General features: G+C 48.1%; 21 protein-coding genes. 13 read left to right on the top strand and 8 right to left on the bottom strand.

Annotated features, from left to right (window positions below; all coding sequences use genetic code 11):
* Positions 1–9 precede the first annotated feature (9 nt).
* Together DYD62_RS02175 and DYD62_RS02180 are read right to left on the bottom strand one after the other, a co-directional pair.
* A complete protein-coding gene (locus tag DYD62_RS02175; RefSeq protein ID WP_207916273.1) occupies positions 10–1,113 on the bottom strand; it encodes an efflux RND transporter periplasmic adaptor subunit in 1,104 nt (367 codons plus the stop codon).
* A gap of 261 nt (positions 1,114–1,374) precedes the next feature.
* The gene (locus tag DYD62_RS02180; RefSeq protein ID WP_115225858.1) at positions 1,375–2,790 is read right to left on the bottom strand and encodes an efflux transporter outer membrane subunit; all 1,416 of its coding nucleotides are present in this window, start codon (positions 2,788–2,790) and stop codon (positions 1,375–1,377) included.
* A 285-nt stretch (positions 2,791–3,075) separates the two neighbouring features.
* Here DYD62_RS02180 and gmk point away from each other — a divergent pair, with 285 nt between their 5' ends.
* The 10 genes from gmk (at position 3,076) to DYD62_RS02230 (ending at position 11,279) form a co-directional block, all read left to right on the top strand.
* On the top strand, positions 3,076–3,699 hold the full coding sequence (gene gmk, locus DYD62_RS02185) for a guanylate kinase (RefSeq protein WP_444542814.1): 624 nt from the start codon (positions 3,076–3,078) through the stop codon (positions 3,697–3,699).
* A gap of 179 nt (positions 3,700–3,878) precedes the next feature.
* Positions 3,879–4,085 (top strand): DNA-directed RNA polymerase subunit omega, encoded by a 207-nt coding sequence (gene rpoZ / locus DYD62_RS02190; protein ID WP_046351075.1) that lies wholly within the window; start codon positions 3,879–3,881, stop codon positions 4,083–4,085.
* A gap of 51 nt (positions 4,086–4,136) precedes the next feature.
* The gene (locus tag DYD62_RS02195) at positions 4,137–6,326 is read left to right on the top strand and encodes a RelA/SpoT family protein (RefSeq protein WP_115225860.1); all 2,190 of its coding nucleotides are present in this window, start codon (positions 4,137–4,139) and stop codon (positions 6,324–6,326) included.
* Between the two features lie 62 nt (positions 6,327–6,388).
* Positions 6,389–6,739, top strand: a complete 351-nt coding sequence (locus DYD62_RS02200) for a DUF3147 family protein (RefSeq protein ID WP_115225861.1) — start codon at positions 6,389–6,391, stop codon at positions 6,737–6,739.
* Between the two features lie 59 nt (positions 6,740–6,798).
* Complete coding sequence (gene thiS / locus DYD62_RS02205; protein ID WP_115225862.1) at positions 6,799–6,999, top strand: sulfur carrier protein ThiS; 201 nt, start codon at positions 6,799–6,801, stop codon at positions 6,997–6,999.
* A 67-nt stretch (positions 7,000–7,066) separates the two neighbouring features.
* Positions 7,067–7,855: a thiazole synthase gene (locus DYD62_RS02210; RefSeq protein ID WP_115225863.1), complete on the top strand. Its 789-nt coding sequence runs from the start codon at positions 7,067–7,069 to the stop codon at positions 7,853–7,855.
* Positions 7,856–8,124: 269 nt separating this feature from the next.
* The gene (trmB, locus tag DYD62_RS02215) at positions 8,125–8,805 is read left to right on the top strand and encodes a tRNA (guanosine(46)-N7)-methyltransferase TrmB (RefSeq protein WP_115225864.1); all 681 of its coding nucleotides are present in this window, start codon (positions 8,125–8,127) and stop codon (positions 8,803–8,805) included.
* 390 nt (positions 8,806–9,195) lie between these two features.
* Positions 9,196–9,606 (top strand): LPP20 family lipoprotein, encoded by a 411-nt coding sequence (locus DYD62_RS02220; protein ID WP_115225865.1) that lies wholly within the window; start codon positions 9,196–9,198, stop codon positions 9,604–9,606.
* Positions 9,607–10,956 carry a flagellar assembly protein T N-terminal domain-containing protein gene (locus DYD62_RS02225; protein WP_115225866.1) on the top strand — a complete coding sequence of 450 codons (1,350 nt, stop codon included), beginning with the start codon at positions 9,607–9,609 and terminating at the stop codon, positions 10,954–10,956. It begins immediately after the preceding gene.
* Positions 10,953–11,279, top strand: a complete 327-nt coding sequence (locus tag DYD62_RS02230) for a hypothetical protein (RefSeq protein WP_115225867.1) — start codon at positions 10,953–10,955, stop codon at positions 11,277–11,279. The genes DYD62_RS02225 and DYD62_RS02230 overlap by 4 nt, the downstream gene beginning before the upstream one ends.
* A 29-nt stretch (positions 11,280–11,308) precedes the next feature.
* On the opposite strand, the gene DYD62_RS02235 is transcribed toward DYD62_RS02230, so the two are convergent.
* The 6 genes from DYD62_RS02235 to DYD62_RS02260 form a co-directional block, all read right to left on the bottom strand.
* On the bottom strand, positions 11,309–12,025 hold the full coding sequence (locus DYD62_RS02235; RefSeq protein ID WP_115225868.1) for an SPOR domain-containing protein: 717 nt from the start codon (positions 12,023–12,025) through the stop codon (positions 11,309–11,311).
* Positions 12,022–12,762: a type III pantothenate kinase gene (locus tag DYD62_RS02240; protein ID WP_115225869.1), complete on the bottom strand. Its 741-nt coding sequence runs from the start codon at positions 12,760–12,762 to the stop codon at positions 12,022–12,024. The genes DYD62_RS02235 and DYD62_RS02240 overlap by 4 nt, the downstream gene beginning before the upstream one ends.
* Positions 12,759–13,724: a biotin--[acetyl-CoA-carboxylase] ligase gene (locus DYD62_RS02245; RefSeq protein WP_115225870.1), complete on the bottom strand. Its 966-nt coding sequence runs from the start codon at positions 13,722–13,724 to the stop codon at positions 12,759–12,761. The genes DYD62_RS02240 and DYD62_RS02245 overlap by 4 nt, the downstream gene beginning before the upstream one ends.
* Before the next feature lie 133 nt (positions 13,725–13,857).
* Positions 13,858–14,673, bottom strand: coding sequence for a response regulator (locus tag DYD62_RS02250; RefSeq protein ID WP_115225871.1), 816 nt, complete (start codon positions 14,671–14,673; stop codon positions 13,858–13,860).
* A 218-nt stretch (positions 14,674–14,891) separates the two neighbouring features.
* Complete coding sequence (gene hslV, locus DYD62_RS02255; protein ID WP_115225872.1) at positions 14,892–15,425, bottom strand: ATP-dependent protease subunit HslV; 534 nt, start codon at positions 15,423–15,425, stop codon at positions 14,892–14,894.
* A 64-nt stretch (positions 15,426–15,489) separates the two neighbouring features.
* The gene (locus DYD62_RS02260; RefSeq protein WP_115225873.1) at positions 15,490–16,605 is read right to left on the bottom strand and encodes a hypothetical protein; all 1,116 of its coding nucleotides are present in this window, start codon (positions 16,603–16,605) and stop codon (positions 15,490–15,492) included.
* A 361-nt stretch (positions 16,606–16,966) separates the two neighbouring features.
* On the opposite strand from DYD62_RS02260, the gene DYD62_RS02265 reads away from it, so the two are divergent.
* From DYD62_RS02265 to dsbD, 3 genes are all read left to right on the top strand, one after another.
* The gene (locus DYD62_RS02265) at positions 16,967–20,401 is read left to right on the top strand and encodes a DUF748 domain-containing protein (RefSeq protein ID WP_115225874.1); all 3,435 of its coding nucleotides are present in this window, start codon (positions 16,967–16,969) and stop codon (positions 20,399–20,401) included.
* Positions 20,402–20,630: 229 nt separating this feature from the next.
* Complete coding sequence (locus DYD62_RS02270; protein ID WP_207916276.1) at positions 20,631–22,466, top strand: sensor domain-containing diguanylate cyclase; 1,836 nt, start codon at positions 20,631–20,633, stop codon at positions 22,464–22,466.
* A 143-nt stretch (positions 22,467–22,609) separates the two neighbouring features.
* Positions 22,610–24,487, top strand: coding sequence for a protein-disulfide reductase DsbD (gene dsbD / locus DYD62_RS02275; protein WP_115225875.1), 1,878 nt, complete (start codon positions 22,610–22,612; stop codon positions 24,485–24,487).
* Positions 24,488–24,649 lie beyond the last annotated feature (162 nt).

The following is a 24,649-nucleotide window of genomic DNA, read 5'->3' on the forward strand; positions in this document are numbered from 1 at the left end:
TGGGTTTTGTTATTTAGCAGCCACTACTTTCACCACATCGCCGTCGGCTAAGAATCCTGCGCCGCTGGCGATGATTTGGGCGTCTTTGCTGATGCCGCTGACGGCCACGCTTTGGCTGTCTTGCCGGCCTAATGTCACGCGCTGCATTTTGACTTTGTTGTTGGCTCCCAGCACAAACACATGGGCAAAGCCGTCGCGCATGACGATGCTGTTGCCGGGCAGGGTGAGCACATCGCCCTGGCCGGTTTGTAAAGCGCCTTTGGCAAACATGCCGGGTTTGGCGGTATCCAGCGAGGCGTTTTGCAGATCCACATACACCAGCAAATTGCGTGTGCGGGCATCCACGGTGGGGGCGGCTTTGCGGACTTTGCCATTGACCGATTGGCCATTGGGCAGGGTAAGGCTGACTTGCTGGCCGTTTTTGATTCGTGCGCTATCGATTGCGCTGACTTCGGCCCGCCATTCTAGGCGGCTTTGCCGGATTAATCTGAACAGCTCTTGCCCAGGCTGCACAACCGCACCAACCGTGGCGCTGCGTGCAGAGATCACGCCATCATCCGGGGCGCTTACCTGGCTTTGTTTAATACGTAATTGCTGGGCGGCAAGGCGGGCTTTGGCGGCTTGCAGGCGGGCTGCTGCGGCTTGTTCTTGTAAAACAGATTGCTTAATTTGCTGGCTGCTGAGCGCACCATTGCTATCTAGATTGCGAATGCGTCCGGCGTTATCTGAGGCTTCACTCCATGCCGATTCTGCTTCTGCCAGAGCGGCTTGCTGCTGAGCCAGTTCGATTTTGAGCGTGTCGCTGGAAAACTGCGCTAATACTTGGCCCCGCTTCACCACATCGCCGATTTGCGCCTGCACCTCGGCCAGTGCATAGCCGCCAATTTCTGCACCAATGATGGATTCTTGCCATGCTTCAATATTGCCATTGGCACTCACCACTACCGGCCATGTTTGCTTCGCTGGTGAAACCACCGTTACGGTCATCGCGGGCCGTGTGGCTGCGGTGGCCTTGGCAATGCTTTTAGGCATGGCAATCAGTGCGATCACCCCGCAAAGCACAAGGCCGGCGCAGATCGCAGTCAGCTTGGGGTGTTGCTTGAGGATACGCATGGGGTGCAGCTCCAATTTATCGGGGGCATGTTGATGTATTTACTATCTGGCGTACGGTGCTTCGGGCACGGCTAAATGTGTTGCTGGCGTTACAAACTGGGCGCTTTGCAGTAATAGGGTGCAAAACGACGAAGTCGTTACGCACCGATGGCTGATGCTAAAAAGCCGGTGCAGAAGAAAAGCGACTTGCATACCCTATGACAATCGATGGTGTTCTCACGTTTTTCTCAGTGTGCGCTGTGTTTTTACTGTTCTTCGTGTCTACAGATTTTTTTCAATATTCGGCGCTTTTCCGCCCAGCGCTTTGTAAAGTGCAATCCAGTTGGCGCTTTGTTCTCTTTGCAGAGTAAGCAGGCGGTTTTGGGCGGCCAGCTCGTAACGTTCTATTTCTGCTGTTTGCAGCTGGCTGGCGCTGCCCACTTTATAAAGTGCATGGCTGGCTTTGAGCTGCACGCGGGCAAGGCTGAGCTGCTGCTGCAGCACTTGGGTGCGGCGCTGGCTGTCATCCAGGCGCAGCATGTTTTCTTCAATTTCACGCACCGCTAGCCTTGCCAGCTGCTGATAGCTGTAAATCGCTTGCTGATAGCGGGCCATGGCCGCATCTTGTTTGGCGCTCAGCTCACCTGCATTAAACACAGGGATATTAAAGTTGATGCCAAACGACCAGTTGCGGCTGTCTAAATTAATGCCTTCACTGAGCTGGCAGCCCACGCAAATCATGCCGAGTAAAGAGGCCGATGGATATCGGGCCACTTCTTTGACGGCCACTTCTGCAGCGGCTGTTTCCAGTAATAAGGCGGCGTTTTTAATATCAGGCCGATCTGCAAGCACTTCGGCAGGGATGCTTTTAACAGCCAGAGCGGGGCGGCTGGGCATCATGCCTGCTTCTGGCGCAAGCATGGTTTTAAGTGTGTCTTCTTGCATGCCCGTTATGGCCACCAAGGCTTTGAGCGTAACGCCGCATTGGGTCGCGATATCGCTGGCTTGAAAGCGGGCTTCGGCTTGCTCGTGATCACTTTTGGCCGCATCTACAAGGCTGGCCAAGCCCACATCCAGCTTGCTGTGCATCAGCTTGGCGTTGAGGATATGGGATTCTAAAATCTGTGTGGATATGGCCTCTTGCCCTTTGCACGCCCGGTAAGCGGTCAGGGTGTTTGCCAGCTCTGCAGCTAGGCTGGCCGCAGCCTGCTCATAGGCGTTTTCATTGCTGCTTAGGTTGGCATAGACGCCTTGCCGGGCTGCGGCAATGCCGCCCCAAAGATCAAGCTCCCAGCGAGCATCCAGCCCTGCATTGGCTAAGTTTTTAGCCGATTCCGCATTGGGTAGTGAGTTCATCCCCCGGCTATAGCCTGCCGTGGCGCTGATATTGGGCCAGAGGTGCGCGCCGATGGCGGCAGCCTCTGCGCGTGCTTCGCTAATTTTGGCCTTGGCCTGCGCAATATTGGGGTGTGAGGCGAGTGTGTGTGCGAGTAAAGTATTCAGGCTTGCATCTTGCCAGCTCGCCCAGCTATTTTGTACAGAGACACTACTCTGATGAGGGCTATTCCATGCACTTGCGGCCGGGGCTAATTCCTGGGGAGTGGGTTTGGGGATATTAACGGCGCAGCCAGTAAGCAGGCTCAGGCTGGCTAAGCAGTGCAGTTGCTTGATGGTTAGGCTGTGTAATGCAGGCAACATACAAAACCCCAGACGACATACGGTTGGAATGATACTATTTTTGGGCACGATTTATGTCCAGCAGTATGCTAATTGAGTCGCCAGTGTCAGGCAACCAAGGTTTGATTTTTATTAAATATATTTTTATTCTTACAGATAAAGAAATATTATTGCGTATGCAGTGCATGCTTATGTTTTAATAAACAGGGCTAATCATTTATCTTGCCCCGTGCTGTAAATTTAAATGTGGCAAGCGCTCGCCTGATTTGGCGTCTAATGCTAATCTTCGTGTAGTTTTATTACAGGATTTGTTCGATGGCAAAAGGTAATCTTTTTGTGGTGACTGCGCCTTCAGGTGCTGGAAAAACCACACTGGTCGCAGCGCTTCTTGCCGCAGACCAAAATGTACAGCTTTCAGTATCTTTCACTACCCGTGCCGCGCGCCCAGGTGAAGTAGACGGAAAGGATTATCATTTTGTAAGCCGTGAAGTGTTTGAGCAAATGATCCATAACGGTGATTTTCTGGAGCACGCCGAGGTGTATGGTAATTATTACGGCACCTCGCAAACATGGATCAATACGGCGATTGATACGGGCCGGGATATTCTTTTAGAAATCGACTGGCAGGGGGCTGCACAAGTTCGCCGTCTGTTCCCGGAAGCGATTGGTCTGTTTATTTTGCCGCCTTCGGTAGAGATTCTTGAGCAGCGTTTGAAAAACCGTGGCAAAGACAGCGATGAAGTGATCGAGCGCCGTATGCGTGTGGCAAAAGAAGAAATCAGCCATGTTGAAGAGTTCGATTATGTGATCGTGAACGAGCATATCGATGAAGCCGTGCGCGATATTGTGAGCGCAGTAAGGGCTGAGCGCCTGAAGCTGCATCGTCAGAGTACGCGTCATCAAACCCTGATCAGCAGCTTAAAAGCGTGATGATTCAGCCTGCTGTTACAGGCATTGGCTAGGCTCGCAGTGCTGGCCTGATGGCGTGATCAGCTGTTTTTTTGCGCAGGTAAGGGCTAATCGCTGACGGATTGCATGGTTTTCTGATAGAATCAAGGGTTAGTCGCACGGTTGTGCGCATCATCCATATTATTTCCAGGGACAACGCCATGGCTCGAGTTACCGTAGACGACTGCCTCAACCGCATCGAAAATCGTTTTGATTTGACCTTAGCAGCAGCTTATCGCGCTCGCCAAATTGCAAATGGTTCTACTCCACAGATCGAGCACAATGGCCGTGAAAAGCCAACTGTACTTGCACTGCGTGAAGTGGCAGCAGGTTTGGTTAGCCGCGATATTCTGATTAAGCGCTCTTAAGCTTCTTCCGGCCCGGCTGTATGCCGGGCCTGTTTTATTTTGGGCCCGATTATGGAAATGCTGCTGGCGGATATTGATTTACCAGAATTGGCGAGTACCGCCCCGGAAGTGTTCGCCGATGCAAATCGCTTTCTTTCCCTGAATACCTCCTATTTAAAGCTGGAAGACCGGCAGTTTTTGGCTGCGGCTTTTTGCTTTGCTGATGCCTCGCACCGGGGCCAGGTCCGTCGCTCTGGCGAGCCTTATATTTCCCATCCGCTTGCGGTGGCCACCATTCTTACTCAATGGAAGCTCGACGCGCAGGCGCTGGCTGGCGCTTTGCTGCACGATGTGATGGAAGACAGCGGTGTTACCAAACTTGAACTGACTGAAAAGTTTGGTAAAACAGTTGCCGAGCTGGTCGATGGCATGAGCAAAATCGACAAGCTGGAGTTTCAAAGCAAAGAAGAAGCACAGGCCGAGAATTTCCGCAAAATGCTGTTGGCGATGGCGCGTGATTTACGCGTGATGCTGATCAAGCTGGCTGATCGCTTGCATAATATGCGCACCATGGATGCCATGCGTCCGGATAAGCAAAAGCGCATTGCCCGCGAAACCATGGAAATCTACGCGCCAATTGCTAATCGTATTGGTCTGAATAGTGCGTATCAAGAATTAGACGATCTGGCCTTTAAATATCTGCACCCTAATCGCTATGGTGTTTTATCCAAGGCATTAAAAGCCGCCCGCGGTAATCGCCGCGAAGTGGTGGGTAAGATATTAGATTCAATTAAAGATAAATTGGCAGCGGCTAAAATTGAAGCCAGCGTAACGGGCCGCGAAAAAAACCTCTATAGCATTTATCGCAAAATGCAGGAAAAACAACTCAGTTTTTCTGAAGTGCTGGATATCTACGCATTTAGAGTAATCGTCAAAGACGTGCCCACCAGCTATCTCACGCTGGGCGCATTGCATGCTTTGTTTAAGCCAATTCCTGGCAAATTTAAAGATTATATTGCGATTCCCAAAGCTAATGGCTATCAAAGCCTGCATACCACGCTATTTGGTCCCTATGGCACGCCGATTGAAATTCAGATTCGCTCGGGTGATATGCACCGTATTGCCGATGCGGGTGTGGCCAGTCATTGGATGTATAAAAGCGGTGATGAAGGTTTTTCTGATGTGCAGAAGAAAACCCATCAATGGCTGCAATCTTTATTAGAAATGCAAACCGAATCGGGCGATGCGGTTGAATTTTTAGAGCATATTAAAGTCGATTTATTCCCCGATCAGGTGTATGTATTTACGCCTAAGGGCAAGATTTTTAATATGCCAGCAGGCTCCTGTTGTGTTGATTTTGCCTATGCCGTGCATTCAGATATTGGCGACAGCTGTATTGCCGCAAAAATTAATCATGAATTAGTACCATTACGCACCCGTTTAAAAAATGGCGATCAGGTAGAAATTGTTTCTGCCGTACATGCCCGCCCTAATCCATCCTGGCTCACTTTTGTGACAACCGGAAAAGCGCGCTCGCATATTCGCCATTTCCTAAAAAGCCTGCGTTTTGAAGAATCCGTATTACTGGGCGATCGTTTACTGGCTCAGGGTTTTGCCAGTTTAAATCAGCCTTTGCAGCAGGTAAGTGACGATGTATGGGAGCGCTATTTAAAAGAAAATGGCGAGAAGTCCCGTGAAGTGGTGAAAGCCGAATTAGGCCTAGGTAAACGCTTGGCGATGGTGGTGGCTAAGCGTTTATTGCAATTAGCCGGTAATTGGCAGGAAGAATTAGTTGGCGGACGCAAAGTGGCCGCCGTGGCTGTGCGCGGCAGTGAAGGCATGGCGATTCAGTGTGCGCGATGTTGTAACCCGATTCCAGGCGATCCTATCCTAGGCTTTGTTAAAAAAGATCAGGGTCTGGTGATTCATACCCACGATTGCCCGCAAATTGCCCATGGCCGTATCGATAGTGAAAAACTAATTGATGTGGAATGGGATGCCGATGTGAATCGCTTGTTTGATGTGCCCGTACGTATTCTGGCGCAAAACGACAGGGGCACATTGGCGGCGATTGCCACGGCCATTGCAGAGGCCGATGCCAATATCACTGCAGTGGCCACGCAAGAGCCTGAGGGCTTTTCTGAGCGCTATATGCAGATTCAATTTACCTTGCAGGTCAGTAATCGCACGCATTTGGCTAAGGTGATGAAAAATCTGCGCCAATTGCCTTCGGCCTATCGCATTCAAAGAATGCGTTCATAAGCGTTTAGGTAAAGATTCCCCATTATGCTTTACAATTTTTGCATTAATGGTGCAGAGCGATCATGCGTTTTATTATTTTAAAGTATTTGATTACCGCTTCTTTGGTGGTGCTGATTTCCGAGATTGCCAAGCGCAGCGATAAATTAGGTGCTTTAGTCGCTTCTTTGCATTTGGTCACGCTGCTCACCCTATTCTGGCTTTATATAGAAGGCGCATCGAAAAGCAGCATCGCTAATCATGCCTATTACACTTTTTGGTATGTGGTGCCGACCCTGCCGATGTTCCTCGCCTTCCCTTATTTATTGAGCAGATTTAATTTTTGGCTGGCCATTTTGATCAGTGTGCTGCTAACGGTGGTGTGTTTCATTGTATTTGCCCTGATCGTGCGAAGGTTTGGTATTCATTTGCTTTAGCAGCATGTATTTGCTCTGCTCATGTTAAAATTACGGCCTAATCTTTTGAAGCCGCGATCATGAAAATCTCAATTAATGGCGAAGCCCGCGAATTTTTAGCCCCTCTTTCCCTGCTTGATCTGATTGATTTGCTTGAACTCAAGGGCAAACGAATTGCAATCGAGCAAAATGGCGAAATCGTTCCTAAAAGCCAGCATGGCACTACCTTTCTAAGCGAAGGTGATGTTTTAGAAATGGTTGTGGCTGTTGGCGGGGGCTGATTATTACTTCGCAGCTCGGGTTAGCGTATGCGCAGCCCGGTATTGTCTTCATTTATAAGAGGTGTCTATGTCGGATCAATTTCAAATTGCGGGTAAAGCTTACCAATCCAGATTGATTGTTGGCACCGGTAAATATAAAGATTTTCAAGAAACACGTGCTGCGGTTGATGCTTCTGGGGCAGAAATTATTACGGTGGCCATTCGCCGCGTCAATATTGGCCAGGATGCCAGCCAACCGTCTTTACTTGAGTATTTGCCGCCGTCGCAATTTACCTATTTGCCCAATACCGCTGGCTGCTATAACGCCACCGATGCTGTCCGCACTCTGCGCCTTGCGCGGGAGTTGCTGGACGGGCATAAGCTGGTCAAGCTTGAAGTACTTGGGGACGCCAATACGCTTTATCCAAATGTGCGCGAAACACTGATTGCTGCAGAAACGCTGGTCAAAGAAGGCTTCGATGTAATGGTTTATACATCGGATGACCCGATTGTGGCTAAAGAGCTGGAAGACATCGGCTGCTGCGCCATCATGCCTTTGGCGTCTTTGATTGGCTCGGGCATGGGTATCTTAAACCCGTGGAATCTGCGCCTGATCATCGAATCGGCCAAAGTGCCGGTGCTGGTTGATGCAGGCGTAGGCACGGCTTCTGATGCTGCGATTGCCATGGAGTTAGGTTGCGACGGTATTTTGATGAATACCGCGATTGCCGGGGCAAAAGATCCCGTGCTGATGGCCCGGGCGATGAAGCTGGCGGTCATGGCTGGGCGCGATGCATTCCTGGCGGGCCGCATCCCAAGAAAGCTCTACACTGCAGACCCAAGCTCACCGGTATCGGGTTTGATTGCAGCGAAGTAAATAAATAAACCTAAATCTTGGACCACAGAGAACGCGGCGTTTCACGGAGAAAACCACTTAAGGGCGTAAACCTCTAGCCTTGTCGCTCTAAGGGAATCATCTTATGAAAAATCAATAAAACTTGAATTGCTTTTCTCATCGGTTTTCTCTGTGTCTTACGTGCTTAATGATTTGGGTTTTGAGTTCAAGATTTGGGTTTTGTTATAAAATAGGTTTAACTAGAAAATACGCCGCGCGATGCGGCGTTTTTGTTTGCAAGGAATTGAGAAATGGAACACCCAAATTACATGCGCCGTATTCGTAGCTTTGTGCTGCGCCAAGGGCATTTATCCTCAGGCCAAGAGCGGGCTATCGCTGAGTTTGGCGAACAATTTTGCATTAAATATCAGCCAGAGCTACTTGATCTGAACGCTGCATTTGGCCGTACTGGTCCTAAAATTCTGGAAATTGGTTTCGGTATGGGCGGCCCGACGGCTGAGATTGCCACGAATAAGCCAGAAACCGATTACCTTGGCGTAGAGGTGCACACACCGGGTGTGGGCAGCCTGCTTAAATTATTGGGCGAGCAGGGCCTGCAAAATGTACGCATCGTGCAGCATGATGCGGTTGAAGTGCTGGAGAAAATGCTCGCAGCAGATTCCCTCGATGGCGCACATATTTTCTTCCCTGATCCTTGGCATAAAAAACGTCACAATAAGCGCCGTTTAATTCAGCCTGATCTGGTGAAGCAGCTGTGCTCACGCATTAAAAGCGGCGGCTATGTGCATCTGGCTACCGATTGGGAAGACTACGCCATCCAAATGCTGGAAGTCTTATCCAATGAACCAAGCTTAAAAAATACTGCAGAAACGTATGCTGAGCGCCCGGATTATCGCCCGCTCACCAAATTTGAAAACCGCGGTATCAAGCTGGGCCACGGCGTTTGGGACTTGGTATTCCGTAAGATTTAATCATTTGTAGGGCCGGTGAAACCCGCTGGTTTCGTTGCATTGCAATTTCATACAGCGGGTTGTACTCAGTAAAGTAAAAAAGATCTTTTTAGAGCCTTCGGCACGTTGATTTTGGAGCAGTAGCCACCGCGAAGTCTATGATTTCTGCTTCGCTAAGAAATTACTCAGTGCATCTGGTGTTTCACTCGCCTACATGATTAAGGTGATAACACAAAAGCTGCCTCCAAAATTTCCGCTTTTCCTACGCTTAATGGTTTATTTCGCAGAAAACGGCTTTATTTTTCCTGATTCTTGCCGATAACGCAGTGATGGGCCTGCTCTTTAGTCAGATAATGCAGGGCGGCCCTTATGCTAAAGTTAATTCAGCTCTAAAGATAAGGCGGTATAAAAATGCGGATCAAACATATTCTGGTGTCGCTTGCGACTTTGCTGGCGGTGAGCACTTCTTTTGCTGAAGAAGGGCTGGTAAGCGCTGCTGGTTATGGTGCGCCGCCTCAGATCGAGGGCTTGTCCGGCGCTCAGCGCCGCCTGATGTCGATGCGTGCCTCAAAGCTGGATGCTTATCGTGCGCTGGCCGAAACAGTGCAGGGATTCAGGTTGGCAGGTAACAGTACGGTCGCGGCTTTGTCGGTGCAAAACGATAGCTTCCGTATTTATGTTGATGCTTATCTGCGTGGTGCGCGGGTGGTTTCGATGAATGCCTTGCCAGAGGGCGCTTACGAGACCGTATTAGAATTAGATATGTCTAAGCTGGTGACAGAATCATCAAACCAAAATTATTTTGCGATGCGGGGCCGCTAATTGCTTAAAGCCTGTGTGCTCTTGCTGCTAGCCTTTCATGCCTGCGCTGCAGAAATTGAAGGTTTATCTGCGATCGGCGTGGGAGGGATTCCCATGGCGAGGCAAGAGGCCATTCAGGATGCCCTGATGCAAGCTTCATTGTGGAATGGGGCTAAAGTTGAGGCGAGCAGCCACGTTGAAAATGGCCGGGTCAGTGAGCTGCAGCGCGTCTACCCTGTACAGACGCTGGACCGGTATAAATTATTACGCGAATGGCGTGAAGGGAGTTTTTATCATGTGATGATAGAAACAGATCCTAAGCCAGAGCCAGTGCCTGCAGAAAAAATGGTGGCCTCTGCACCGGCCGCCGTTGCAATAGCAGACAGCGCACCACAGGGGGCGCTGGCCAGACAGCCTGTACGTGAATGTGCGCAATCTGATTTTGCTTACCGCAAAAAATTGCTGCTCGCGCATTTTCAGCTGCAAAACCCCGTTGACGCCAACGATATTTCCCATTTTCAGGATGGTTTGCAGCAAGAGCTGAGCCGTATGCTATCGGCCTCGGATCATTATTTGCCGCAGCGTACGGTGAATGAGGCTGCTTTTAATTTGCAACCTGGTTTTTATGACCCAGTTTTGCAGCCAGAGCGGGTTAGAGAGCTGGCGCGTCGCTATGGCACTCAATTTGTGGTGGGTGGGGTGATTCGTGATCTGGGTGCTTCGGGTGAGCAGATTGGGCTTGCATGGGGAAATGACATACGTACCGGCGAGCGTAAAATCAGCCCGAATATTCCCATGCTTAAATTTAATGGCTGGGTGCCGTCATTGGCCGAGCTGGGCGTAAAGATCAGCCCTTACTCTCGCCGTTTTGAGGCTGATGTCTATGTGTTTGATGGTGCCAGCGGGGCATTATTAAAGCAGCAGCGCTTTAGTGATTCGGCGAGCGGGGATGTGATTCAAAGTAGGGATAATGTGTTTGGTTCTCGCCGCTTTTACGACACGGATTTTGGCAAAATGGTTGAAAAGCAGCTGGAGCAGATTGTGGCAGGTGTGGATGATGTTCTGGCCTGCCAGGCTTTTGCAGCAAGGATCAGCCGGGTAGAAAAAGACCGTATTTATATCGATGCTGGCAGCACGGCAAGGGTAAATAAAGGCGATAAATTGCAATTATTCAGGGTAAGCGGCCCTAACCAATTAGTGGCCGCCGTGAATGGGGACAGCAGTATGTCATTAGGCACGCCAGAGTTGCTGCTGAGTGCGGTGACCGTTACCCAAGTCCAGCCTTTATTTGCGATTGCAATTTTAGAAAATGGCAGTATCCGCCCGGAAGTAGGTGATTACGTGCGTTTTAGTATGAAGGAATCAAGATGAATTCCCTGCGTGTTGCAATTGCGCTTAGTTTATTACTAATCATGAGCTGCGTTGAAGCGTCGTCTTATAGCTCGAGCCGCCACATAAGAAAGCCCGGGTATTCACGGGCCAAAGCAAGCCATGCGCCTGCAGCAGCGCATGGTGCCCCTAGAAACAACGGGCCCGTTGTGATGGCGAGGCCAGAGCCCCATGTACAAACCTTGCCCGCTACAATGCTGACCCGTGCTGCCGTGATGCCAGGGGCTGTGCCTGCGGTTGCTGAGCCAAAATTAAGCACTAGCCAGGAAAACGAGCTGCGCTGGCGTTTATACAGCTACCCTTAGCAGGGTTCTGCTTAGCTCGCTTTAAGCCGCTAGGAGCATTTGCTTTGCTGTAACTGTGCTCCTTTGAGCTGACTGTTCAGTTTTTCCAGCTTTTGCTGCTGATCTGCAGAAACCTTGCGTAAAGCAAAAGTGACATGGGAAGGGCTGTCGTCGCGCTCTCTGACAACGGCAGATTTCACCCCCTGCTCCTTTAGCTCATTCAGACGACGGTCAGCACCTTCCCGGCTGCTGAATACCCCAAGTGAGATGGCATTCTGCCAGCGGCCACCATTATTGATGACGTAATAATCCTGTACGCCCTGATCGTTAAGCTGCTGTGCTTTTTTCTTGGCAAGCTCAATATCTGTTTGCGGCGGGATATAAACCCATACTTTGCCGCTGACGACGGTTTCTGTGCTGCTGATGCCCAGTGCTTTTAAGCGGGCTCGCATCGTATCGGTTTGCTCCTGGCCAATACCATTCCAGCGCATGCAGGCCGTTACGATCTCAGCTTTGGGTGCAGGCGTGGGGGGTGGTGTTGGGGCAGGCGTGGGTGTGGGTTTTGCAATGGCAGCGCTGGCTACTGCAACTTCATGCACCTCAATAGGTGGGGCTGGCCGATTGACAACTTGTACAGGCAGGCTGGCAATCAGCTTTACTTTATCTGCATTGATCTCAGCATTTAAGCGCGGTGCGGCAACGGGCCGTGAAGGGTAGCCCCAAAGCATTAGATTGGCAGCCAGTAACAGAGCAAAAAACCATTTCATGAAGCGTTATTCCGGGCCAGGGCAGCAAGGCCGTGCAGCACTAGCTGCTCGGCAATGATGGGTTGATAAGCGCTTAAAAGCGGAGCAATCGCGGCGGCATCTCCGCCCGATAAAATACAAAGCGGTGTGTCGCCCCGTAAAGACAAGCGGGCATGCATAGCCATAATACTGCCAGCTAGGGCGCTTAAGCAGCCGGTTTGAATCGCATCGGTTGTGCAGCGCGGAAAATCATGAAAAGCACCATCACTGACCGTTAAACGCTCTGTTTGCTGTGCTAATGCAGATTTCATCAGGCGCAAACCGGGCAGAATCATGCCGCCTAAAAACTCATTATCTTCGGTGAGTGCATCCACCGTCAGTGCAGTGCCCGCGCTGGCGATCAGCAGGGCTTTATCAGGAAACAGACTGCGTGCACCTAAAACAGCGGCCCAGCGATCCGGCCCCTGCTGCTCTAAATAGCGATAGCCATTCTGAATACCCAGTGCTTCACGGCTGACTTGCAACCATTCAATGGTACGCTGCCACTGTGCCCTGCAAAACTCATCCAGCCGGCCAGCCAGTTCGGGCGAGCCTACCGTGCAGCCATGAATAATATCGGGCTGGGGCAGGGCGCTTAATTGCTGTAGCAGCTGATTAAAATCGGTATTGAGGATAAAGCCTTCTGTGGAAAGAATATCGCCTTCGCGATAGGCCCACTTAATACGGGTATTACCCAGATCAATTAAGAGCATTTTCATGATGCGTTTTCTCTGCGTAAGCTTACATCGCCTGCATAGACGATTTTTAAGCCATCTTCTCCTGCCATTCTTAATGCGCCATCTTCTGCCACACCAATAATACGGCCACGGTTTTCTTTGCCATCAGGTGAAATTAATCTCGCTTGTTCGCCTTGCCACAGATGGCGCGCCTCCCATTCGGGGCGAAGCGGCGCAAAACCATCCTGATCAAAGCGGGGCAGAATATCGGCCAGCTCGTTTAATATGGCGGCAAGCAGGGCATTTCTATCTGGAGCAGGGCCGGGGCAATCACTGAGGTCGGCGGCATGATCGGCATTCAGGCGCTCATCATCAGAGAGGCGCAAATTTAAGCCAATCCCGATGACTGCATCGGCAGGGCCAAGGGCATCGCCTGACAACTCAATTAAAATGCCCGCCAGTTTGCCTTTTGCGCAGAGTACATCGTTGGGCCATTTTAGCCCCATGCCCGCGTAGCCTTTATTCTCAAGCGCCCTTGTGAGCGCAATGCCAACGGCAAGGCTTAAACCCGCCAGCCGGGTCATGCCGCCACTAAAGCGCCAGACAAGGGAAAATAAAAGGCTGCCGCCTAAGCTGCCAACCCATTGGCGGCCCAGACGGCCACGGCCGGCGTTTTGCCATTCGGCAGCCAGCACGGTGCCCGGGGCTGCATTGTTTTGGCGCAGCGCCCGATTGGTCGAATCAATTTCATCGGTTAATTGCAGCGTAAAAGGGGTGTGGGGATTGAGTTGGCGGCTGATTTGATCATGATCCAGCCACTCAAGGGATTGAGTCAGTTTATAGCCCACGCCATGACGGCGCTCCAGCTCAACGCCGTAATCGCCGCTGCGTGTCAGCGCACCTGAAACTGCGGATCTGGAGATATTCAGCTGCCTGGCAATGGCTTCCCCAGAGGTAAATTCATGGGCTTTAAGCTGACGAAGAAGTGTAAGTGTATGCAACATGGCGACATTCTAGCGGCAAGCAGAGCTAAGCTCCACCTGCTTGGCTGTATAAGGCGTAAAGGAGGCTTAAATGAGTCGGAAAAGGGGCGCTAAAACTGATCTGCTACGGGGCTTCAGATCGCTTTAGCCCCGATTATGGTTGCTGATCACGCAGGATTTTTTCCAGCAGGCCACGCACAACCGATGGCTCGAAGGGCTTGTCACAGATGCCGGAAACGCCTGCCTGAGTCACTGCGGCAAGCCGGCCTCCGTCGCTTTCAGATGAAACCATTAAAATGGGAATATTGCTTTGCCAGCTGTTTTTACGCACAAACTCGATCAGCTCTTTGCCATCCATTTCGGGCATATTGTAATCGGTGATTAATAAATCAAATACTGACTCTTCCAGCATTTGCACGCCTTCGTGACCATTGGCTGCTTCTTTGATATTACGAACGCCCAAGTTTTCCAATACTTTCTTCATATAATTACGGGCGGCTTTTGAATCATCTACCAGTAACACTCTCAACATATCTAAATCCAGATCATCCTGATCCAGCGTTAAATCTTCGGAAAGATAATCAAGGGAAACACAAAGTGCGTGATCAAGGTTTTCAGAGGTAAAGGGCTTGGGAATAATGGCGCAGGCCCCCAGCTGCCGCAGAGGCTCCAGTACTTTGGGCTGGGTTTCGCTTGAAATCAGTACAAAAGCAATATCCTGGGTATCCGGGTTATTACGCAGCTGGATCAGTAAATCAATGCCCGTCATATCTTTTAAATAGAGGGCGCTCAGGATTAAATTGGGGCTGTTATCTATTTTGAGTGATGCAAGGGCCTGAGACGCCAGCTCAAAAGAAATGATATCGCCAATCCCCAGTAATTTAAGTTTGGCAGTAATCAGTTTATTTTGTGCTGCTGAAGGCTCCAGCAAAATAACCCGTAACTCGCTGATAGAAAAGTGTTTAGCCATGATTTCTCATCCAAAAATTACTTTTCTTTATAGCTGGCTATCACCGTTTTGTTAGATAAAATAAATATCTGTCAAAGTTTAGAAATGGTATGTCCGTCAAACACGGGGTTATTTTTAAAAATAAAAATGCCCGCGTAATGATTTACACGGGCATTGCATGGGGCTAGCTTTGATCCGTAGCCGTACAGGCTGTTGCACAAAGTCACAAAGCCAGTGAGTTACATCGTTTCAATCGTGTGATTTTGATTGGTATAGATGCAAATATCACCGGCGATTTCCAGTGCTTTTTTAACGACCACTTCAGGTGCAAGATCGGTGTTTTCCAGCAGGGCACGGGCGGCAGACTGGGCAAAAGCACCGCCAGAGCCAATGGCCGCAATGCCGTGCTCGGGCTCTAAAACATCGCCATTGCCTGTAATAATCAGCGTGGCGGTTTTATCTGCAACGATCAGCATGGCTTCAAGGCGGCGCAACATACGATCAGTACGCCAGTCTTTAGCCAACTCTACTGCTGCGCGGGTTAAATGGCCCTGATGCTTCTCCAGCTTTGCCTCAAAGCGTTCAAACAAGGTAAATGCATCGGCGGTGCCGCCGGCAAAGCCAACAATCACTTTGTCGTTGTAAAGCTTACGTACTTTACGCGCAGTACCCTTGATGACTACATTGCCCAGCGTAACCTGCCCGTCGCCACCTACTGCAACCAGATCGCCCCGGCGAACCGAGACGATCGTTGTGCCATCAAATTGTTCCATATTTTTAATCCGCAAAAATCGTATAAGCCTGATGTGGCGGCAGGGTTGCTAAATTACAAGTGCTTCAGGATAAGGACAGTACGGCAAGCTCGGTAATCCCCATGATGCGGAACAAGGCCAGCACCAAGGCATTGACATTACAAAAGGTAATTTGCTGCGGATTATCCATGCAAAGGCCCAGAAGTTGCCCGGCGGAATCAAAATCAAGGCGGCGTACGGCGTTAAAATCAAGCACTGGGAATTCATGCAAGCGTACAAAATCACGAATAATAGCCATTTTTTCTGGCTTGATATTGAGCAAATCTCCCGTGATCAGCAAGCGGTCTGCTGGCTGGGCGGGTAAATTAATTTCAGCGGGCAAAGGAAGATCGGGTAAGCGATCTGTAGCAATCCATGAAGGAGGGGAAACTTCAAAGGTAATTGCATAATCAACGGCCAGATTTTCAAATTCGTCTTGCAGGCCCTGAATTTGCTGTAATTCAATCAGAAGCAGCCAAAGTGGCGCTTCCGCTGGAATAGCCCGGCCTGTTTGAATGCGCTTACGCAGCAGCTGCTCTATTTCTGTCCGGCCTGATAGTTGCAGGCGAATATTATTTTTGGCGCAACGTTGCCACAGCGCGAGTAATTCTGCCGCGGCAATGGTATCAATCTGGGTGACCCTTGCTAAATCCATTCGCAAGTGATGGCAATTTTTGCAAGCAGCCTCAAATGAAGCGATTTCCTGATCAATTTGCAGGCTGCTTAAAACCGCCGGAAACAGATAGTAATTGGATTGCTCGCTGTCATTATGCGTACTAACTTCACGCCAAGCGGGCGGTGTTTTTTCAAATTCCAAAACAAATTGCAAAGCAATTTCATCAAAAAGTGATTTATTGTTATGTTGTTGTAATAATTCAAATAGCATTAACCAGGTTTCAGTCTGGCGCAATCCCGCTATTTTTTTTATTTCTGTCTGTAATAGTTGTAAGGCTAATTCGCTTTGCCCGCCGCTATGCAGCATGGCCGCTTCTTCCTGAATCGGTGTGAGCTGAGATTCATTATCGATCACTTCAATGCTGAGCTGTGCAAGATTAAAATCCGGCTCTGCAGTTGGCGTGCGGGTGTTTTCATTAACATCAACTGCGGATAAATGCGCGGGTACATTTGGGGTAAATTTCTTACGGATAAATGAAAATGCCACTTTGATAATCCAGTATGAATAGGCGTGCCGCCGGTTTAATTGCCTTTTAATTCTAAGCTTTTTAGCATGTTTTTTGCGGATTATTTTTGTTTAAAGCAAAGTAAAGGCCTGCAGCAGAGAGGGGAAAGTGCTTATTTGCACTCTTGCTTTCATTGCTCGTCATGTTTCTTTTGAGGCCTGTGCCTGTTTTTTTAATAACGTGTAAGTTTTTGGCTTGTAGTGCTGTGCCTCCGGACTTAAAGTGCCTGCTGTCGCTCGCAATAGCAGGGTTTCTGTTTATGTGTGAATAGGCAATGATTTAGCATGGGCCTAAAATGGTAGTTAAGAACACAGAGCATTTACTTACGGAGCGTAAAAAAGCATGAAAATCCAACGCTGGATGTTGCTTTGGGGCGGCTTACTTACCGTGCTCGTTTTGGTTGCGGGTTTGATCCTTCCTGAGTGGGCGAGGCCTAAGATTGAAACTTTTGCATCTGCAGCTTTGCATCGTCATGTGCGGATTGAAAAAATAGACTTTAATCCACTCACGCTCACTGCAACATTACAAAATGTCAGTATTCAAGAAAATACTGACCCATTTATTGATTTTAATTTTTTAGAGCTTGATTTTGAATGGGCCTCTTTATGGAAAAGAGCCCCTGTCATCAGAGAAATTACACTTCATTCACCCGTTGTAAAAATCATCAGAATAAAAGAGCATGAGTATAATTTTTCTGACTTAATTGATCGTTTTACAAAAGATAAAAATACAAAGAGTGAGCTGGCGAAGTTTGCAATAAATAATATAAAAATTGAAAATGGATCCATTGATTTTGATGATCAGTTTTTACATGAAAAGCAAAAAATAAAGCACTTAGAGCTAGCACTGCCTTTTATCTCTACGCTGGCCCACCGTGTGGATGAGTATATTTCCCCCCGATTGTCTGGTGAGCTGAATGGTACCCGGTTTCAGCTGGATGCAAAAAGCAAACCTTTTGCAAGCAGTAAAGATACTCAGTTTACTTTTGATTTTAAAAACTTAAATCTGCAGCAATACACTCAGTACGTCAGGCTTCCCAATGATATAAAACTATTGTCCGCCTCTTTATCCGGGCAGATTAGTTTACATTTTGATATAGAAAAAGAAAAAACAAAACTGAGTATCAGTGGCCCTTTGCAGCTCGATCATCTCAGCGCTTCTCTGCAGGATCAGCCTTTCATTAATATAGACAGCTTATCTGTTGATTTAAAAAATATAGAGCCATTGTCTGGCCGGTATTATTTTTCGGATATCCGTCTGGATGGGCTGGATACTGCGATTGAAAAAAATAAACAAGGCCAGTTGAATTGGCAGCAGGCATTAGAAAGTAAGGCAAGTGCTGATCAGAGCAAGGTCGATTTAGAAATAGGAAAAATAACTGTATTAAACAGCAAAATTCGCTACCAGAATTATCAGTTCAATGCCATAAAACTCAATTTATCGGCATTTTCAAGTAAACCGGGAAAAACCAGCCCTGTGCAGTTTTCGGCTCAAACCGATGATGGAGAGCAATTCTCTGCAGATTTAAAGATATCAGCACAACCTTTACTCGTTGATGGAAAGCTGGATATTCAGGCTGCTGCACTGGCAAAATATGGTGCTTTGCTTACACCCTATTTTAAAGGAGAAATCAGTGATGGCCGGCTTGATGTACATAGCACCATACATTTTTCTCCAGAGCCATTGGCCTGGTCTGTAAAAGAAACAGAGATCAGGCTGAATCAATTTGCTCTGCATTTGCCTGAACAAAATAAATCATTATTAAAAGTCCATCATTTTTTAGTGCAGGGGCTTCATTCAGATTCCACTGAAAAATCGCTGCAGGCTCAGGTGATTGAAAGTGAAGGAGGATTATTAGGCGCAGAATGGTTAGCTAATGGTCAGTTTAATTTTAATGCGCTTTTACCGGCTGAGCAGGCCGCAGCAAAGCCTACTGCTCCATGGCGTGTGCAAATTAGTCATATTGCAATGAAAGATTGGGGTCTTGATTTTTCTGATCAGCGGATAGTAAAAGCACCTCCTGTTCCTATCCGGGATATTTCTCTGCTATTTGATCATTTTGATACTGAGCCTAGCAGCAAAGGGAAATTAAAGCTCAGTGGCCATTGGGGAAATCGTGGTTTGATCGATGTGGATGCAGGGATTATTCCATTGCCTTTTTCTGCACAAATTGCGCTTGATTTACGCAATGCAGATGCAGCATTTGTACAACCCTATTTTACTAAATACCTCAATATTGCGTTAGCTAGAGGCTTATTAAATGCTAAGGGTAATTTGCAATTAGCAACGAAGCCGCAGTTTAATGGCCGCTATCGCGGTGCATTCAGCGTTAATCATTTTTATGCCCTAGATAAACAGACGTCTGCTGCATTTTTAAAATGGAATCGTTTGGATGTTAAAGGAATTGATGCTTCGCTTGTGCCTCTGAAAGTTGATATTGCTGAAATTGCGTTGGATAAATATTTTTCACGTCTTATTTTGTCTTCATCCGGGCGATTAAATTTACAAGATATTATGGTGCATGATGGTAAAGAGGTTTCTGTTGCTCAGGCCAATACGGCCAGTGTTGTTGCAACTGCAGCTGTTTCAAAGCGGCTTCCGCCTATTAATATCAAAAAAGTAATGTTCAGTAACGGAGATATCCGTTACAGCGATTTTTTTATTAAGCCTAACTTTACGGCTAATTTAAATAAGATGGCAGGGGTAATTTATGGATTATCCAGTGAAGAAAGTGCCAGGGCTCAGCTGGATTTACATGGCTTTGTAGATAAAACAGCGCCTATTCAAGTGAGTGGTACGCTTAATCCTTTATCCGAAAGTATATTTTTGGATTTAAAAGGAGGGGTAAAAAATTACGACCTGACATCGGCTTCAACTTATTCGGCCAAGTATGCAGGCTATGGCGTGGAGAAAGGAAAGATGTCGATGGATATTGCCTATAAAATTGAAGGCAGTAAATTATTAGCCAGCAATAAAATATTTTTAGACCAGCTTACTTTAAGTGAAGAAAAAATAGAGAGTGCTGATGCCACTCACTTGCCTGTTAAATTGGCGCTGTCTTTATTAACTGATCGGCGAGGCCAGATTAATTTAAATTTGCCGATTGAGGGATCATTAGAAGATCCTCAGTTTAGCGTGTCAGGCATACTTTGGCAGGTGGTGGGTAATGTATTAGAAAAAATAGTGACCTCTCCTTTTGATGCGCTGGCTAATGCATTGGGGCATGAGGGAGCAACGCTTTCGCATATTGAGTTTGCTGCAGGCAGCGAGAAAATGGATGCTAAGGCGGATCTTAGTATCAAACAACTTGCTGGAGTACTGGCAGAGCGACCAGGATTAAAATTAGATATTCAAAGCGTGCTGAATCCGGTGTTGGATACAGAAGGGTTAAAGGCTAAAGATTTGCAAAGAAAAATACGGCAGATCAAATTGTCTAGTCTTGGCAATAAGCTGAGCGAAGACGACAAGGAGTTTATCATTGGCAAAGATGAATATCCGGATTTGCTGGAAAAAGTTTATAAGCGTGAGAAATTTGATAAGCCAGCTAATTTTATTGGTATGGATAAATCACTGTCTGTAGCTGAAATGGAAAAGCTGATTTTTGAACATACAGATATTAAAAACGATGATTTAAACGCCCTAGGTCAGAGGCGTGCGCTGCAAGTTAAAGCCAGTTTGCAGGCTGCAGGTGTAGATGAAGCACGTTTATTTATGGTGAAAGCACTGATTGGGCAGGGCTCAGAGTTAAAGCCGCAAGTAAAGTTTGATTTAAAATAGATTTAAATGCCTGAGCCAGTTAATCAGCAGTGCGGCTATTTTAGCTTACAGGCTGTTTGGGCAGATTTTTTGGATTAGCAATGGGCATAAAAAGAGCCAGTATTTAACGCTCAATAGATTTTTGCTTGTAATGCAACTTAAAAGCACCTTTACTGATGAGGTATTCTCCTTAGTTTTGGGATTTATACAGGTGTTTCTTTCCCTAGATTTGACGCGCATTGGGGCTTTTATGTTGTTGTATGGTGAATCGCCTTCACAAATCAGAATACTCTTACTGCTTGGCCAGGATGCAGATAGTGCGCCATTGATCCGGGGAATGCAGGATAGTGATCTGCCCTGCACAATTCATGAGTGCCGGGATTTAATGCAGCTTGATCATGTGCTCAGCTCGAAAGATTTTTCTATCGATGTTTTGGTGATTGATCTGGCTGAAAGCCATCTTAAATACGCTCGGCAGTTAATCCAGATCAGCCAGAATCTGCCCATTGTGATGCTGGCGCCAGCAGGGCGTGAGGCATGGATTAAGCAGGCTGTGCAATTAAAAAATGAGCACTTTCTGATTAAGGATGCTGAGGGCGGTTTTTTGGCGCTGCTGCCTATTGTGTTATTGCGGGTCATTAATCAAAGCCGGGAGCAGCATGCGCGGACCAGTGCAGAGCTGAATATGATTGAGCACAGGCTGAGCTTAAGCCAGATTGTAGAAGGCAGCCCGGTGGCTTCATTTGTGATTGATTGCAATCATCAGGTCACACACTGGAATCAGGCTTGTGAAGTGTTTACAGGCAAAAAAGCATTTGAAATGATTGGCACTTCTAATCAGTGGCAGGCTTTTTATTCTGAGCCACGGCCTGTGCTGGCTGATTTAATGCTTGAAGATGCTTTAGAGCAGAAGGTGAAGGCCTTTTATCCCGGCAAGGTTTCTGTCTCTTCGAATAATAAAGGTGTGTTTGAGGCTGAAGATTTTTTTGCGCATATGGGCGAAAACGGCAGGTGGATCTATTTCACGGCTACGCCGATCAGGGATGATTGCGGCAAGGTGGTGGGCGCCATGGAAACCTTGCAGGATGTCACCCGCAGGCATGCGGTTGAAGCGGCGCTTCAGGCAAGTGAAGCTTTTTTAGCGCAGATTGTTGATGGCAGCTCGGTGGCGACTTTTGTGATTGATCGCGATCACACCGTCACGCATTGGAACCGGGCGTGCGAAGCGCTGACCGGGCTTGCTGCAAGTGATGTGATTGGCACGCATGAGCAGTGGCGGGCTTTTTACCCGAGCGAGCGCCCCGTGATGGCCGATTTAATTATGAATGGTGCGATGGCGGACGATGTTGATCAGTTTTATCACGGTAAATTTCGTCCTTCACGCCTGATAGAAGGCGTTTTTGAGGCAGAGGATTTTTTCGCCCATTTTGGCACCGAAGGCAAATGGGTTTTTTTTACGGCCGCACCTTTGCGCGATCTGGATGGCAAAGTGGTGGGAGCCATAGAAACATTGCAGGATATGAACGAGCGCCGCCTCGCTGAAGAAGCTTTAAAAGCCAGTGAGGCCCGCTACCGGGATCTAAGCATAACCGATGGTATGACTGGCTTATTCAATAGCAGGCACTTTTATGAAAGCATAGAAAAAGAAATCGAACGGGCAAGACGTTATGGCAGGCCGCTTTCTCTGCTTTTAATGGATATTGATAATTTTAAAAAAGTAAATGATCAGTATGGGCATTTGGAAGGCGATAAAGTGCTGCAATCTCTGGCCATGGTGATCAGGGGCTGTTTGCGGGAAATGGACAGCGCTTATCGCTATGGTGGTGAAGAATTTATTGTGGTGTTGCCCGAAACGCGCAGTGATGATGCGATTAATGTGGCAGAGCGCCTGAGGCAGCGTTTTGAAGATCAGATTCAAAGGCCAGCTCCGAGTTTGGTTTTACATTGTACGGTCAGTATTGGTGTGAGCCAGTTTGTGGTTGGCGATGATGCTAAGAGCCTAGTGAAAAGGGCGGATGATGGCACTTATCAGGCCAAACATCAGGGCAAGAATTGTGTCGTTTTGCTGGATGCGCTGAAAGACTGAATTGAGTTTTCTGATAGAGAGTGCAAGTATTCTGCTTGTTTATTTAAGTATTATCGCTTTTAAATAACCAAAAAGTCTTAGTGTTAAAAATATAATAACAATTACACTCTATGCCTGTTTACCGGCTAAAGAGAGAAAACCCCATGTTGAAGATCCTCAGTGCGCTGTTGTGTGTCATCTCAATGATGGCATGGGCAGAGCCTGATACCGAGTTTTTAGAGCCTGAGCAGGCCCTTAAAATGAGCGCCAGCGCACGCGATCACCAAACGGTGGAAGTGCGCTTTGCGATTGCTCAGGGCTATTATCTTTACAAAAATAAGCTGAAAATTTCTGCGGATCAGGGCGTGCAGCTGGGAGAGATCGATTTTCCTGCCTCATTGCCGCACGATGACCCTAACTTTGGCAAGGTAGAAACCTATCGCGGGCAATTGGTCCTGCCAGTGCAGATTAAAAACCCGGCAGCTCAGCAATTTAAATTAACCGTGATTGCACAGGGCTGTGCAGATGCGGGCCTCTGTTATCCGCCTATTACCCAGATTGCAGATATAAAGCTGGCTGCTCTGGCGCGCAGCAAAGCTTCGGCGGTGGCGGTGCTGGCCTCTGCCATTAAGCCTGCTGTAAATACTGAAACCCCTGTGATTAAAGAGCTTGCTAAAGAGACACTTGCCAGCGCCAGTGTAGCTTCAGCCGTGCTGATTACTGCGGTTGCCCCGGCCGTAGCAGCCCCTTTGGCGCAGGCCAGTGATACCGGGCAAATCAATTCATTGCTGGGCAGTGGCAATCTCACACTCATTCTCTTTAGCTTTTTTGGTTTTGGTCTTTTACTGGCTTTAACGCCCTGTGTGTTTCCAATGATGCCGATTTTATCGGGGATTATTATTGGCCACGGTGATCAGATCAGCAAAAAACGCGCCTTTGTTTTATCGCTTTTTTATGTGCTGGGCATGGCGGTCAGCTATGCCGCGGCAGGCGTGGCCGCAGGCTTATCGGGCTCTATGCTTTCTGCCGCTTTGCAAAATATCTGGGTATTAGGCGCGTTTGCACTGGTGTTTGTGCTGCTGTCTTTATCGATGTTTGGCTTTTATGAGCTGCAATTGCCCGCATCATTGCAAAGCAAAATTTCTGGCAGTGCAAATCGCCAGCAGGGTGGCTCTATGCTGGGTGTGCTGATTATGGGCGCCTTATCTGCGCTGATTGTCGGGCCTTGTGTGGCTGCACCTCTGGCAGGCGCACTGCTCTATATCGCGCAAACGCATAACGCAGTGTTGGGAGGGGCGGCGCTGTTTGTGATGGCGCTGGGTATGGGCGTGCCGCTGATTATGGTGGCCTGCGCCGCATCGGCCCTGCCGCGTGCCGGGGCATGGATGGAAAATATTAAGAAAGTATTCGGTGTTTTATTGCTGGCTGTAGCGATCTGGCTGGTATCCCCAGTATTGCCCGCGGTATTTGCCATGCTGGCATGGGCTGCGCTCTTGATTATTTCTGCCATCTTTTTGCGGGCGATTGATCCGCTTCCGGCAGACAGTAAAGGCTGGCCGCGCTTTTGCAAAGGGCTGGGGGTGATTGCACTTCTGGCAGGATCTGCACTATTGATTGGTGCACTCAGCGGCGGGCGTGATCCGCTGCAGCCTTTGCAAGGCCTGCAGGCACAGGCTAAAGCAGAGTCTTATCCAGCATTCAGTAAGGTTTCCTCACTTGCCCAATTAGGGCGTGAGCTGGCGCAAACCAATCAGCCGGTCATGCTCGATTTTTATGCGGATTGGTGTGTTTCTTGTAAAGAAATGGAAAAGCTGACTTTTTCAAATCCGGAAGTCGCTGCCAGGATGGGGCAAATGAAACGATTACAGGTGGATGTCACCGCTAATACAGATAACGATAAAGCATTATTAAAGCGCTTTAAGTTATTTGGCCCGCCTGGAATTATTTTCTTTAATAAAGAAGGTAAAGAGCTGCAAAGCAGTATTGGCTTTAAATCTGCCGAACCATTTAAGCAATTACTGGATCAGGTGCTGGCTAAATAACTCATTTAATCTATCTATAGAATATTTTCTTTTATATAAAACCCCGCCATCGCAATTGCGAATCTGGCGGGGTTTTTATTTTTTACCGATTATCCTGCATTAAATAAACCATTGTTGCAGTAATGCAAATTTTTAATAAATTTTTTTATATATAAATCAAAG

Origin of the sequence: Iodobacter fluviatilis, from assembly GCF_900451195.1 — a bacterium.
GTDB lineage: Bacteria > Pseudomonadota > Gammaproteobacteria > Burkholderiales > Chitinibacteraceae > Iodobacter > Iodobacter fluviatilis.

Bases quoted from the DNA above. Each gene is read 5' to 3' on its own strand.
- DYD62_RS02175 (WP_207916273.1), bottom strand. From the start codon at position 1,113: ATGCGTATCCTCAAGCAACACCCCAAGCTGACTGCGATCTGCGCCGGC.
- DYD62_RS02180 (WP_115225858.1), bottom strand. From the start codon at position 2,790: ATGTTGCCTGCATTACACAGCCTAACCATCAAGCAACTGCACTGCTTA.
- rpoZ (WP_046351075.1), top strand. From the start codon at position 3,879: ATGGCTCGAGTTACCGTAGACGACTGCCTCAACCGCATCGAAAATCGT.
- DYD62_RS02195 (WP_115225860.1), top strand. From the start codon at position 4,137: ATGGAAATGCTGCTGGCGGATATTGATTTACCAGAATTGGCGAGTACC.
- DYD62_RS02200 (WP_115225861.1), top strand. From the start codon at position 6,389: ATGCGTTTTATTATTTTAAAGTATTTGATTACCGCTTCTTTGGTGGTG.
- thiS (WP_115225862.1), top strand. From the start codon at position 6,799: ATGAAAATCTCAATTAATGGCGAAGCCCGCGAATTTTTAGCCCCTCTT.
- DYD62_RS02210 (WP_115225863.1), top strand. From the start codon at position 7,067: ATGTCGGATCAATTTCAAATTGCGGGTAAAGCTTACCAATCCAGATTG.
- trmB (WP_115225864.1), top strand. From the start codon at position 8,125: ATGGAACACCCAAATTACATGCGCCGTATTCGTAGCTTTGTGCTGCGC.
- DYD62_RS02220 (WP_115225865.1), top strand. From the start codon at position 9,196: ATGCGGATCAAACATATTCTGGTGTCGCTTGCGACTTTGCTGGCGGTG.
- DYD62_RS02230 (WP_115225867.1), top strand. From the start codon at position 10,953: ATGAATTCCCTGCGTGTTGCAATTGCGCTTAGTTTATTACTAATCATG.
- DYD62_RS02235 (WP_115225868.1), bottom strand. From the start codon at position 12,025: ATGAAATGGTTTTTTGCTCTGTTACTGGCTGCCAATCTAATGCTTTGG.
- DYD62_RS02240 (WP_115225869.1), bottom strand. From the start codon at position 12,762: ATGAAAATGCTCTTAATTGATCTGGGTAATACCCGTATTAAGTGGGCC.
- DYD62_RS02245 (WP_115225870.1), bottom strand. From the start codon at position 13,724: ATGTTGCATACACTTACACTTCTTCGTCAGCTTAAAGCCCATGAATTT.
- DYD62_RS02250 (WP_115225871.1), bottom strand. From the start codon at position 14,673: ATGGCTAAACACTTTTCTATCAGCGAGTTACGGGTTATTTTGCTGGAG.
- hslV (WP_115225872.1), bottom strand. From the start codon at position 15,425: ATGGAACAATTTGATGGCACAACGATCGTCTCGGTTCGCCGGGGCGAT.
- DYD62_RS02265 (WP_115225874.1), top strand. From the start codon at position 16,967: ATGAAAATCCAACGCTGGATGTTGCTTTGGGGCGGCTTACTTACCGTG.
- DYD62_RS02270 (WP_207916276.1), top strand. From the start codon at position 20,631: ATGTTGTTGTATGGTGAATCGCCTTCACAAATCAGAATACTCTTACTG.
- dsbD (WP_115225875.1), top strand. From the start codon at position 22,610: ATGTTGAAGATCCTCAGTGCGCTGTTGTGTGTCATCTCAATGATGGCA.